This is a genomic window from Photobacterium satsumensis, from assembly GCF_050336935.1.
Taxonomy (GTDB): Bacteria; Pseudomonadota; Gammaproteobacteria; order Enterobacterales; family Vibrionaceae; genus Photobacterium; species Photobacterium satsumensis.
On the sequence record NZ_JAKJSK010000009.1, the window covers coordinates 329493 to 340829 of the forward strand.

Consider the following 11337-nt stretch of genomic DNA (forward strand, 5'->3'; position numbering starts at 1 on the left):
GATACAATTATGCTGTGAATTGATATAAATCAAATCTTGGATAAGTTGTGGAAAGCTTTCTCAAATACAGTTTTGAAGGTAATAAATAAAAGTAAAACTGACCGGAGGGTAAACAGGCTAGGGTTGCTGCGTGGGCGGTGATAATACGGTGTAAAGCTGATATCGTCAAGAGAAAAACGATGCTTATTTGGGCAGAAAGAACCACTCCAGCGAGCAATGCCCACTGGAGTGGTATTAGGGCGTTATTGTGCTAGCTGACAGCCCTTATCAGACAGTGAGTTTTGATACATCACTTCACCTTGAGGTTCATAATCAGAGGCATTGATTATCTGTTTGTTTTCAAAAAAACGTTTTAAGACATCGGCGTCAACATTACCGGTATCGATGAATTGGAGGATTGGGTAATTATCCCCCCCGTTAGCATTAAAGCTTGGAATGGTGAAAATGTAGTTATCATCAGGGCTATAGGCTTTATCGCCAAGGGTGTTGATGTCTACGGTGCCAGCCTCACAGTCAACCGCCATGCTAACACCAGAGAATTGCGCATAGGCACCAGATTCTATCTGTTTGGTGGCGACATTCCCAAGGTATTCGCTTACCTCTGTACCTGTCATCTCGACATAGCCAACAGTGTTACCGAATGGCTGTACAGTTAACACATCTCGGTAAGAAACCTCATAGCCAGTAATGCCTTCACTATTGATTGAGTCACGTACTCCACCTGAGTTCATGATACCGAAATCTGCATTGGGCACTGATTCGGTTTGAGCGGCAGCAATAAGTCGTCCAAGGTTGGTTTGCTGAGAGCGCACAATGCTTCTGTCACCTTCGAGCTTGCCATTGAGGGTTGCGATGATATCGCCAAGGGCCTCGTCACCTTTATTTTGGAATTCTTCAAGAATAGAGAACAGCGCTTGGTCTTTTTCGATCTCGTCACCAATAAAGACTTTATCGCCGCTTTCATTCTCTTCTTTCAAATTGACCGGAATGAGTTCATAGCTGACCAGTGTTAGCTCGCCGTCGTTAAGCTCAAAGTCTGCTCGGCCGACATATTTACCCCATTCATGGGCTTGCATTATGTACGTGCCGTTTTGCTTATCGGGTACGCAATCATCACCCGGTTTAAAGTCGGTGTCGTAATTATTTGTCCCTGGCTCCATACATACCGGGTTTTGTGAATGGCCCCCAATGATGGCATCTAGTTTTCCGGCCGCGAGTGAGCGAGCAAGGGTGACATCACCAGGTGCGTTACTACCATTATCCCCATCTTGATAATGCCCCATATGGGTTGTTGCTAATATGACATCAACCGTTTCATTAGCCTCAATCTCAGAAATGACCTTTGCAGCTTCTTCTGCGGTATTACGGAACTCGAGATCAGAGACATATTCAGGGTTACCGATCCGGCCGGTATCTTCTGTTGTTAGGCCGATCACCGCCACTTTTACGCCATTTACATCAAATATTTCATAGGGTTTGAATAAACGTTCGCCACTGTCTTTTTCGTAAATGTTGGCAGACAACATCGGGAAAGAGGCCCATGCGCGTTGTTTTTCCAACACATCACGAGGATTATCAAATTCGTGGTTGCCTACAGCCATTGCATCGTACTGAATATGGCTCATACCGACGAAATCAGGTTCGGCATCCAATAGATCAGATTCTGGCACACCCGTATTGATATCGCCGCCAGAAAGCAACAGTACTTCGCCACCCTCAGCGGTGACCTCTGCACGAAGTTGGTCGATTAAGGTTTTTCGCGCGGCCATACCATATTCGCCATCAGCGTTATGCCAGAAGCGCCCATGGTTATCATTGGTGTGTAACACGGTGAATTTTAACGTTTCATCATCATCGCTGGAGCAGCCCGCCAATGACAGTAAAATCGATGCGGTTAATGCACTTTTAATAAAGTTTTTTTTGTTTATAAATTTCATGATAATAGTTTTGCCGTATGCTGAATTAGGTCTTTAATCGCTGTTTCTATGGTTATTTTTATGAACATAGAAAAAGGCAAAGGTAGCGGTTTACTGCTTTAAAACAACGGTCAAAATGGTTGAACATGGGTCGGATCACTCCGTAGGCCAAAATGACTGTTAATAGTGTAGTTAGTATCGATAAAACAACAGGTGATGTTATAAGTGTTTGATTGTTAAGTTTGATTTTGAGTTTTGTGATGGCAGCAATAGAATATTACAGGGTATTCAGGATAGGCCGCAGGGGGGATGTTTCAAGCGTATACCCTGAACCAGTAGCTTAAAGTCACTTGGGTATATTCCTTGAGCTAATTATTGACATGCTCGATAGCTGCTGCACAATGTTATTTACACTGATCATATAGCCAGTATGGAATCATGATGGACAAGTCTAGCTCTAAAACCTTTACACTTTCTTCCCGCTATTCTCCTTCTGGTGATCAGCCTACGGCTATCCATCAGTTACTTGAAGGACTGGATGCCGGACTGGCACATCAGACCCTATTGGGGGCGACGGGTACTGGTAAAACCTTCACCGTCGCCAATGTTATTGCTGAGACTGGTCGTCCTACGATGATCTTGGCGCCGAACAAGACATTGGCTGCGCAATTATACGGTGAGATGAAGGAGTTCTTCCCGGATAACGCCGTCGAGTATTTTGTCTCTTATTACGATTACTACCAACCTGAAGCATACGTACCAACGACGGATACCTTTATTGAAAAAGATGCGTCGGTGAATGCTCATATCGAACAAATGAGGCTCTCGGCGACTAAGGCGATGATGGAAAGGCGTGATGTCATTATCATCGCTTCAGTCTCGGCTATCTATGGCCTGGGTGATCCTGACTCTTACCTGAAAATGATGCTGCACGTTCGTCGTGGCGATATGCTCGATCAGCGAGATATATTACGCCGGTTGGCGGAGTTGCAATATAAGCGTAATGACATGGCGTTCGAACGCGGGACATTTCGGGTACGAGGCGAAGTGATTGATATCTTCCCTGCAGAATCTGAAAAAGATGCCATCCGTCTTGAGCTGTTTGATGATGAAGTTGAGTGTATTAGTGTCTTCGACCCCCTAACGGGAACGGTGTTAAGTCGTGACTTACCGCGCTGTACCATATATCCGAAAACCCACTATGTGACCCCCCGGGAGAAGGTACTTGAAGCCATTGAGGGGATCAAAGTTGAGCTGGAAAGCCGTAAAAAGCAGCTATTAGAAAATAATAAATTGGTTGAAGAGCAACGTATTAGCCAGCGAACCCAGTTTGATATTGAAATGATGATGGAGCTGGGTTTCTGCTCGGGGATCGAAAACTACTCCCGCTATCTCAGTGGCCGTGCCGAGGGTGAGCCGCCACCGACCCTATTTGATTACTTGCCAGCTGATGGCCTGCTGATCATCGACGAATCCCATGTCACGGTCTCGCAAATTGGAGCTATGTACCGTGGAGACCGCTCGCGCAAGGAAAATTTAGTGGAGTATGGTTTCCGCCTTCCTTCAGCATTGGATAACAGGCCATTGAAGTTCGAAGAGTTCGAGTCTTTGGCCCCCCAGACGTTGTACATTTCGGCGACCCCGGGTAAGTACGAAATCGAAAAGTCTGGAGAGGATATTGCAGAGCAGGTTGTAAGGCCAACAGGCTTGCTGGATCCGGAGATAGAAGTACGTCCGGTCGCGACGCAAGTTGATGACCTTCTGTCTGAGATCCGGATCCGAGAGGCTAAGCAAGAGCGGGTTCTGGTGACGACCCTGACCAAAAGAATGGCGGAAGATCTGACCGAATACCTAACTGAACACGGGGTCAGGGTGCGCTATTTACACTCTGATGTCGATACGGTTGAGCGGGTGGAGATCATTCGTGACTTGCGCTTGGGCGAGTTCGATGTACTGGTGGGGATCAACTTACTGCGTGAGGGGCTAGACATGCCGGAAGTGTCGCTGGTGGCGATCCTTGATGCCGATAAGGAAGGCTTCTTGCGATCGGAGCGTTCGTTGATCCAGACCATTGGCCGCGCCGCCCGTAACTTAGAAGGTAGGGCTATTTTGTACGCCGACCGGATCACCGGTTCAATGGAGCGGGCGATGGGTGAAACAAGTCGTCGCCGTGATAAGCAGAAAGCCCATAACGAAAAGAACGGCATTGTCCCACAGGCGCTCGAGACGAAAGTGTCTGACATTATGGAGCTGGGGGCACCAGGCAAGGGTAATAGAGCCAACCGTGCTGCGCAGCTTCACAAGGTTGCCGAGAAGAAAGGCACGTATACCACTATGTCGCCTCAGGAGTTGGAAACTGAAATTCTGAAGCTTGAAAAAGAGATGTACGATGCCGCCCAGAATCTGGAGTTTGAAAAAGCGGCTGAGCTAAGGGATAAAATTCACACGTACAGAGAGCAATTTATTGCTAACAGCTGATTGCTCGTAGCCCAGTAAATGGTTGCGGTAAATAACAGGCAAAAAAAAGCCAACCGATAATGTGTTCGGTTGGCGTCATTGTTTTAGTGAAATAATTCCACAAACAACGTCAGTTGGCTAGGTTGACTCTCAGGAAGAGTCATATTTACTAAAGCAGTATGCGTGCCAACTTTTTGTAGTCCTCTTTAATTGCACTTTTTTAAGGGCTTAACAGCAAAATTAGCCGTGTATATTAATTATTTGTGGACTCTATTTCGCATTTTGCAAAGCAATATGCGATTCATAATGCTAAGGGCTCTATAGTCAGCTATATTTGAGCGATAACGTAGAAAAAGTCACATCGTTTTTTTTCTTTTGTTTACAATTAGTAAAGATTGATGGGACTTGGAGGGGGCAATGGAAAGCAGATCACACCAGCGCTGTATTTTGATGGTTGAAGATACAGCATCAGTTGCAGCGTTATATAAGTCATACCTCAATCCTTTGGGGGTTGCCGTGACGATTGTTGGCACGGGGACTGAGGCGCTGGAGTTCGTCAAAGAGGTCACTCCTGATCTTATTCTGCTCGACTTGCGTTTGCCCGATATGGAAGGCATGCAAGTACTTGAGGTCGTTAAACGGGATAACCCTGACATCCCTGTAGTGATCATGACGGCACACGGTTCGATCGATGTTGCGGTCGAGGCCATGCGCTATGGGGCCAAAGATTTCCTCATTAAACCCTGCGAGGCTGATCGCCTCAGGGTTACCGTCAATAATGCCTTGAAAGACGAAGATAGAAAGGCCAAGGGCGAAACCACTCAGTCCGCTTCCAAACAATCTGGTGCTCAGTACCAAGGTTTTATTGGTAATAGTTTGCCAATGCAGGCGGTTTACCGCGTCATTGAGTCAGCGGCTTCAAGTAAGGCGACGGTGTTCATCACTGGTGAAAGTGGTACCGGTAAGGAAGTGTGCGCTGAGGCGGTTCACGCAGCAAGCCCTAGAAATGATAAACCTTTTGTTGCACTTAATTGTGCCGCTATCCCTAAAGAGCTGATCGAGAGTGAATTGTTCGGCCATGTGAAGGGGGCCTTTACCGGCGCATCAACCGATCGCCAAGGTGCTGTTGAACTGGCCAATAATGGCACGCTCTTTCTCGACGAACTTTGTGAAATGGATTTGGATTTGCAAAGCAAATTGCTGCGATTCATCCAAACCGGTACGTACCAAAAGGTCGGCTCTTCCAAAACCAGTACGGTTGATGTCCGGTTTGTTTGTGCGACTAACCGTAATCCTTGGTTGGAAGTCCAGGAGGGACGATTCCGTGAAGATCTCTATTATCGCTTACATGTCATCCCGGTGACTTTGCCACCACTGCGAGAGCGAGGTGGTGATGTGATGGAGATAGCACATGCCTTATTGGCGTTGATGTCAGTTGAAGAAGGCAAGGATTTCACCCGTTTTTCGCCGGAAGTAAAGACACTGTTTGAGCAGTACCACTGGCAAGGCAATGTTCGTGAGCTGCAAAACGTTATTCGCAACATCGTTGTGTTAAATTCCGGTGAAGAAGTCGCACTGGAGATGGTACCTCCACCGATTAACCAAGGTGGCGTTAAAATTGCATCACATCAACCGGTTGTTGCTGGAAATATAGGGGAGGAGCTTCCTCTACAAGAGCCCAGCGCGACACTCATTATAGATAAGTCGCAGGTTGAGCCACTATGGATTGTTGAAAAGCGCGCAATTCAGGCCGCTATCGATGCTTGTGATGGCAATATTCCACGTGCTGCGGGTTTGTTGGAAGTTAGCCCGTCAACAATTTACCGTAAATTACAGACCTGGCAGGAAGCACAAGGTTAGTTGTAGGGAGAGAGATACATGGCAATGACAATTAATGCTGAGACCATCAAGCGTATGGAAGATGAAGTCGGGCAGGAAACTCTGACATTACTCCTCAATGTATTTAGCGATGAATTGGTACAGTACCAGCGACAGCTTTCAGAACAGCCTTCAATAAAGCAGGTACGAGAAATCAGCCATGCAATCAAGAGTAGTGCTGCCAGCTTTGGCGCTGATGATCTCGCTGATATGGCACAAGAATGTGAATCACGTGTCAGACAAGGACAAGATGAGTGGATTCTAGACCACCTGCCTGAATTCAGGCAGATGGTAGAAGGCATGGCGATTGAGTATAAGCGCTTAGCCAGCCATGACAATCCGGTGAATAGCCTGTTTTAACTTCTCCCGATCATGTCGCCACTGGTGGTTGTTCGATGCGAGCGAGGCAATGTGCTGGTTGTATTTCTCATCCAGCTCCTCACATCGGGTGTCAGCAAGCACGGTATCTATCTGGCGTCCTCCCATTGAACGCTCGCACCAATTAAGCATCTTCGGTAGGTCCATCATGCCTGCCGGGCCGTTTTCTTTATCTAAGTTTGTTACAAACACAATTCGGGCTTGGCATTTTTTCAGGGCCTGTTCAATCTCCTTGAGCAGAAGTGGCGGCATTACGCTGGTCAGGAAACTGCCGGGGCCAAGCAAAATAATATCGGCTTGCTGTATGGCGACAACGGCTTCCTTGGTCGCTGGCACTGCCGGTTCGATATAAAGCCGCTGCGGCACATCAGCCAATTCATCGACATTGGTTTCCCCACAAATGATCTCCCCACTTGTTGTCATCGCTGACAAATCAGCGGGATGTTCCGTCATTGGCACGATATGGGTTTTTACTCGGAGCATATCGCGGATTAAATTGATGGCTTCGAGTGGGCGTACTGAAAGGTTATCCAGCGCCTTTAGCATCAGGTTACCTAAGTTATGACCATTCAACTCGCCATTGCCACGGAACCGGTATTCAAAAATCATAGACCCGACAGACGGTTCAGTAATAAGTTGGTTGATACAGTTGCGTGTATCCCCCCAGGCGATCCCGCCTTGGCAGGCTCGGATCCGGCCGGTTGAGCCACCGTTATCGGTCGTGGTTACAATGCCGGTTACATTCTCGCCAAACTCTGATAGGGCTGAGAGCATACGGCCAAGACCATGGCCACCACCGATGGCGACAATTTTGGCATCTGTAATATTTTTCACTGTCGTGTTTATCATCGTTTGCTGAAAAATGTGAACTGAGTAGATTACTTGCAGTGTATCGCGTTAGCCGTAATGAATACAGATTATGTGCTTATGATGGTATATCTGTCACGGAATGTGGGCGTAGAGCGTATGAAAAAAACGCCCTCAAGCATGTTGAGGGCAAAGTGGTTAGTACGGCAGTTGAAAGGGTGAGCTTGGTTAGTGAGGCTGCTGCATAATGCTGATCAGGTAATCATATGTGTCTAGGCAGCTAGGGGCGCTTAATAGCATTTGCTTTTCACTGGCAGGGACCGGAAGTAGCTCCAGCCAGCGCTGACACAACCAGCTAAGGTTATCAAAATGTTTGTTCTGGTGAAGGTCACCGAGCTCTGGGTGTTTGCTGAACATTTGCTTGAGCTTTTCAGCCAGAATTTGCTGATCCTGGCGTACTTCAGTTTCTGGCCATGGTGGAATGAACTGGCAATCACCACAGAAGAAGCCTTCCTCAGTTTCTTCCATATGATCTATCGTGAAATTTTCGTGTCCTGCAACGGTAACGATTAAACAACCGTTATTTGGCGAAACATCAAAGTCTTCGACAGTGACACGGGTACCAATTTGAAAGAAATGGTGACCATGTTCATCTTGGTCAAACATACAAACACCAAAACTTTTACCTTCTCGCAGGGCGGCTTTGAATGCAGCCATTTGTGGCCCTGGAGCAATACGAAGAGGGATGCGTCCACCGGGTAAGACGTGGCGTTTTTGGAATAGTAGCGGTATGTAAGTTTTCATAGTCTAATCCGGTTGCTGATTGTCTGATGAAATAGACACTGCAAATGGGATACCAAAATTACATACCGCTTAAAATCGGTTTTCAGCGCGTTTGACTCTATTTATCTTTTTAAAATGCAAAAAAGTACCAATTCGCAATTTGCATTTTGCGAATTATTTTTGATTCGCAATTATTTTCATCACATTATCGCTTGGTAGTAATTCAAGGTGGCTCTGCTCATCAAAGTACCAGCCTTTGATTAATCCTTTCTCCTGCATATCAATAAAGCCGCTGATGACAAGCTTGGCTTGCTCGTGGGCATGAGCCGAATCTAACCCTTCTTCACGCTGTAAGTAGAGGGCAACATCATCGACTGTCGCTGATTCAATAATATTGGACATAATATCCTCACTTTTAGTAAGAAAATTTACGGGTATTCCCTTTAGTAGTATTGTCGTGAAATCTACTGAAAGGTAGAATGCTGCACGAAAAAAACTGAGAGTTTGCCTGTATGGCGATTCCTCTGATATTTTTATAACTAATACGCTGTTGTGCGCATTTTGGTTTTATCCGGTGCTGTACAATTGCCATGCTCCGAGCTTTTTTCACTAAGTGCCTCATCATGGGGGATATGTGACTCAAGCCAGTGACAAGTTGTCACCAGGGTCGATAAAGAAATGCATCGGCCTCCCGTACTTGGAAAGGTGTTCCGTGGCGAAACAATTTGAAGATAATCACCATCGCAAGTTCTATTACTTGCGTTTGTCGGTTACAGACGTCTGTAACTTTAAATGTACTTATTGCCTGCCTGATGGCTATCATCCTCAACAGAAGAAAAAGCCATCATTCCTAACGCTGGATGAAATCCAGCGTGTGACTGGCGCGTTTGCTGAATGTGGCACGTCAAAAGTGCGCATTACTGGCGGTGAGCCAAGCCTGCGCCGTGATTTTACCGACATCATCCGCACTGTTGCTGAGCAACCGGGTATCCGTAAAGTCGCGACGACGACCAATGGCTACCGTATGGCAAAGCATGTCCATGAATGGCGTGAAGCCGGCCTGACCCATATCAATGTGAGTGTAGATAGCCTTGACCCTAAGATGTTCTACCAGATCACCGGTGAGAACATGTTTAATCAGGTCATGGAAGGCATTGATGCGGCGTTTGATGCTGGCTTTGAGCAAGTCAAGGTCAATACCGTACTGCTAAAAGACCTCAATTCCCAGCAGCTGCCGCAGTTCCTTGATTGGATCAAGACTCGGCCAATCCAGCTGCGCTTCATCGAACTGATGCAGACCGGTGAAATGGATGACTTGTTCAATAATCACCATGTCTCCGGTGTCAGCATCCGCAATTACCTGATTGCCAATGGCTGGATATTGAAGCTGAAAAGCAACAATGACGGTCCGGCGCAAGTATTTTGTCATCCTGATTACAAGGGTGAGATCGGCCTGATCATGCCTTATGAGAAAGACTTCTGTAAGAGCTGTAACCGTCTGCGTATTTCTGCTTTGGGCAAACTGCATCTGTGCCTATTCGGTGATCACGGTGTGGATTTGCGCGACCTGCTTCAGCGGGATGAACAACGTGATGAGCTGATCGCCCGTATCCAAGCTGGCTTGGCAGAAAAAGCAGTCAGTCACTTTCTTGATGATGGCAACACCGGTATGACGCCAAACCTTGCCTCTATTGGTGGCTGATCGCCACCTTTTAAAATTTTCTTTTTTTTGGGACAGACGGATGAACCAATTTACGCATATTAATGCTTCAGGTGAAGCAAACATGGTTGACGTGTCAGCAAAGAATGACACGGTCCGAGAAGCGCGTGCCGAAGCGTTTGTGCATATGGCACCGGAAACTCTTGAGCTGATCGTCTCAGGCCAGCACCACAAAGGCGATGTATTCGCCACTGCCCGTATTGCCGGTATTCAGGCTGCGAAAAGAACATGGGATCTGATCCCACTTTGCCACCCTTTGCTGCTGTCGAAAGTCGAAGTGCAGTTGGAAGCGATTGAAGCAGAAAACATGGTTCGCATTGAGTCTTGTTGTAAGCTGGCTGGTAAAACCGGTGTGGAAATGGAAGCACTGACGGCAGCCTCTGTTGCGGCATTGACCATTTATGACATGTGCAAGGCTGTCCAAAAGGACATGGTAATTGGACAAGTTCGCCTGCTAGAAAAAACCGGCGGCAAATCTGGGCATTTCAAGGTGGAATCATGATTAACGTACTATTTTTCGCGCAGGTTAAAGAGCTTGTCGGTGTTGACCGCCTAGAAGTTGCGGCTGAATTTACTACTGCTGAAGCTTTACGCCAATACCTAGTTACGAAAGGCGATAAGTGGCCGTTGGCATTAGAGCAGGGCAAGCTGCTGGTGGCGATTAACCAGACAATCAGTTCGCTGGAAAGTGAAATAAAAGATGGCGATGAAGTCGCCTTCTTCCCACCCGTAACAGGGGGCTAGTTATGATTTCTGTTCAGTTCGACGATTTTTCTGTTGCTGATGAATATGAGCAACTTGCACAAGGGACAGATGCCGGCGCGGTAGTAACGTTTGTCGGCAAAGTACGTGACTTCAATCAAGGTGATGCTGTCACAGGGCTGTCGCTGGAGCATTATCCGGGGATGACCGAAAAGTCCCTGGCTGCCATCGTAGAGCAAGCTTATGAGCGTTGGCCTTTGCTGAAAACTCGCGTTATCCACCGTGTTGGTGACCTTGCATTGGGTGATCAAATCGTGTTCGTTGGCGTGACCAGCGCCCACCGTGGGGCGGCATTTGAAGCCTGCGAGTTTATTATGGATTTCCTAAAAACCCGCGCGCCGTTCTGGAAGAAAGAGCAAACACCTGACGAATCTCGTTGGGTAGATGCCCGCGAAACGGATACCAGCGCCGCCGATCGCTGGCAACAAAAATAAGAGATATTGTCTTGCACCGGTAAACTTCCCGGTGCAAAGTCTCATCGCTCATCGCTCATCGCTCATCGCTCATCGCTCATCGCTCATCGCTCATCGCTCATCGCTCATCGCTCATCGCTCATCGCTCATCGCTCATCGCTCATCGCTCATCGCTCATCGCTCATCGCTCATCGCTCATCGCTCATCGCTCATCGCTCATCGC

General features: G+C 47.3%; 11 protein-coding genes and 1 riboswitch. Of the genes, 7 read left to right on the plus strand and 4 right to left on the minus strand.

The annotated features are described in order from the left end of the window. Window positions 1-242: 242 nt before the first annotated feature. Window positions 243-1937 (minus strand): bifunctional UDP-sugar hydrolase/5'-nucleotidase UshA, encoded by a 1695-nt coding sequence (gene ushA / locus L4D79_RS19965; protein ID WP_428653587.1) that lies wholly within the window; start codon window positions 1935-1937, stop codon window positions 243-245. Window positions 1938-2357: 420 nt separating this feature from the next. Here ushA and uvrB point away from each other — a divergent pair, with 420 nt between their 5' ends. The 3 genes from uvrB (at window position 2358) to L4D79_RS19980 (ending at window position 6611) form a co-directional block, all read left to right on the plus strand. Next, entirely contained in the window at window positions 2358-4394 is a 2037-nt protein-coding gene (gene uvrB, locus L4D79_RS19970) for an excinuclease ABC subunit UvrB (RefSeq protein ID WP_428653589.1), read from the plus strand. Window positions 4395-4790: 396 nt separating this feature from the next. After that, a complete protein-coding gene (gene luxO, locus L4D79_RS19975; RefSeq protein ID WP_428653591.1) occupies window positions 4791-6233 on the plus strand; it encodes a quorum-sensing sigma-54 dependent transcriptional regulator LuxO in 1443 nt (480 codons plus the stop codon). 18 nt (window positions 6234-6251) lie between these two features. Then, a complete protein-coding gene (locus L4D79_RS19980; protein WP_428653593.1) occupies window positions 6252-6611 on the plus strand; it encodes an Hpt domain-containing protein in 360 nt (119 codons plus the stop codon). On the opposite strand, the gene yvcK is transcribed toward L4D79_RS19980, so the two are convergent. The 3 genes from yvcK to L4D79_RS19995 form a co-directional block, all read right to left on the minus strand. After that, complete coding sequence (gene yvcK / locus L4D79_RS19985) at window positions 6573-7403, minus strand: uridine diphosphate-N-acetylglucosamine-binding protein YvcK (RefSeq protein ID WP_428653626.1); 831 nt, start codon at window positions 7401-7403, stop codon at window positions 6573-6575. The genes L4D79_RS19980 and yvcK overlap by 39 nt on opposite strands. Before the next feature lie 261 nt (window positions 7404-7664). Continuing rightward, on the minus strand, window positions 7665-8240 hold the full coding sequence (locus tag L4D79_RS19990) for an LON peptidase substrate-binding domain-containing protein (protein WP_428653595.1): 576 nt from the start codon (window positions 8238-8240) through the stop codon (window positions 7665-7667). Window positions 8241-8393: 153 nt separating this feature from the next. After that, entirely contained in the window at window positions 8394-8621 is a 228-nt protein-coding gene (locus L4D79_RS19995) for a hypothetical protein (RefSeq protein ID WP_428653597.1), read from the minus strand. A gap of 179 nt (window positions 8622-8800) precedes the next feature. Further along, window positions 8801-8943: riboswitch (molybdenum cofactor riboswitch) on the plus strand. On the opposite strand from L4D79_RS19995, the gene moaA reads away from it, so the two are divergent. From moaA to moaE, 4 genes are all read left to right on the plus strand, one after another. Further along, window positions 8932-9921, plus strand: a complete 990-nt coding sequence (gene moaA / locus L4D79_RS20000) for a GTP 3',8-cyclase MoaA (RefSeq protein WP_428653599.1) — start codon at window positions 8932-8934, stop codon at window positions 9919-9921. It overlaps the preceding riboswitch by 12 nt. Window positions 9922-9961: 40 nt before the next feature. Further along, window positions 9962-10441 carry a cyclic pyranopterin monophosphate synthase MoaC gene (moaC, locus tag L4D79_RS20005; RefSeq protein ID WP_428653601.1) on the plus strand — a complete coding sequence of 160 codons (480 nt, stop codon included), beginning with the start codon at window positions 9962-9964 and terminating at the stop codon, window positions 10439-10441. Beyond that, the gene (moaD, locus tag L4D79_RS20010; protein ID WP_428653603.1) at window positions 10438-10683 is read left to right on the plus strand and encodes a molybdopterin synthase sulfur carrier subunit; all 246 of its coding nucleotides are present in this window, start codon (window positions 10438-10440) and stop codon (window positions 10681-10683) included. The genes moaC and moaD overlap by 4 nt, the downstream gene beginning before the upstream one ends. A 2-nt stretch (window positions 10684-10685) precedes the next feature. Next, a complete protein-coding gene (moaE, locus tag L4D79_RS20015) occupies window positions 10686-11135 on the plus strand; it encodes a molybdopterin synthase catalytic subunit MoaE (protein WP_428653605.1) in 450 nt (149 codons plus the stop codon). The last annotated feature ends 202 nt before the right edge of the window (window positions 11136-11337 follow it).

Excerpts from the sequence above, each read along its gene's own strand:
- uvrB (WP_428653589.1), top strand. The coding sequence starts at position 2,358 with ATGGACAAGTCTAGCTCTAAAACCTTTACACTTTCTTCCCGCTATTCT.
- yvcK (WP_428653626.1), bottom strand. The coding sequence starts at position 7,403 with ATGCTCTCAGCCCTATCAGAGTTTGGCGAGAATGTAACCGGCATTGTA.
- moaC (WP_428653601.1), top strand. The coding sequence starts at position 9,962 with ATGAACCAATTTACGCATATTAATGCTTCAGGTGAAGCAAACATGGTT.
- L4D79_RS19980 (WP_428653593.1), top strand. The coding sequence starts at position 6,252 with ATGGCAATGACAATTAATGCTGAGACCATCAAGCGTATGGAAGATGAA.
- luxO (WP_428653591.1), top strand. The coding sequence starts at position 4,791 with ATGGAAAGCAGATCACACCAGCGCTGTATTTTGATGGTTGAAGATACA.
- L4D79_RS19995 (WP_428653597.1), bottom strand. The coding sequence starts at position 8,621 with ATGTCCAATATTATTGAATCAGCGACAGTCGATGATGTTGCCCTCTAC.
- moaE (WP_428653605.1), top strand. The coding sequence starts at position 10,686 with ATGATTTCTGTTCAGTTCGACGATTTTTCTGTTGCTGATGAATATGAG.
- L4D79_RS19990 (WP_428653595.1), bottom strand. The coding sequence starts at position 8,240 with ATGAAAACTTACATACCGCTACTATTCCAAAAACGCCACGTCTTACCC.
- moaD (WP_428653603.1), top strand. The coding sequence starts at position 10,438 with ATGATTAACGTACTATTTTTCGCGCAGGTTAAAGAGCTTGTCGGTGTT.
- ushA (WP_428653587.1), bottom strand. The coding sequence starts at position 1,937 with ATGAAATTTATAAACAAAAAAAACTTTATTAAAAGTGCATTAACCGCA.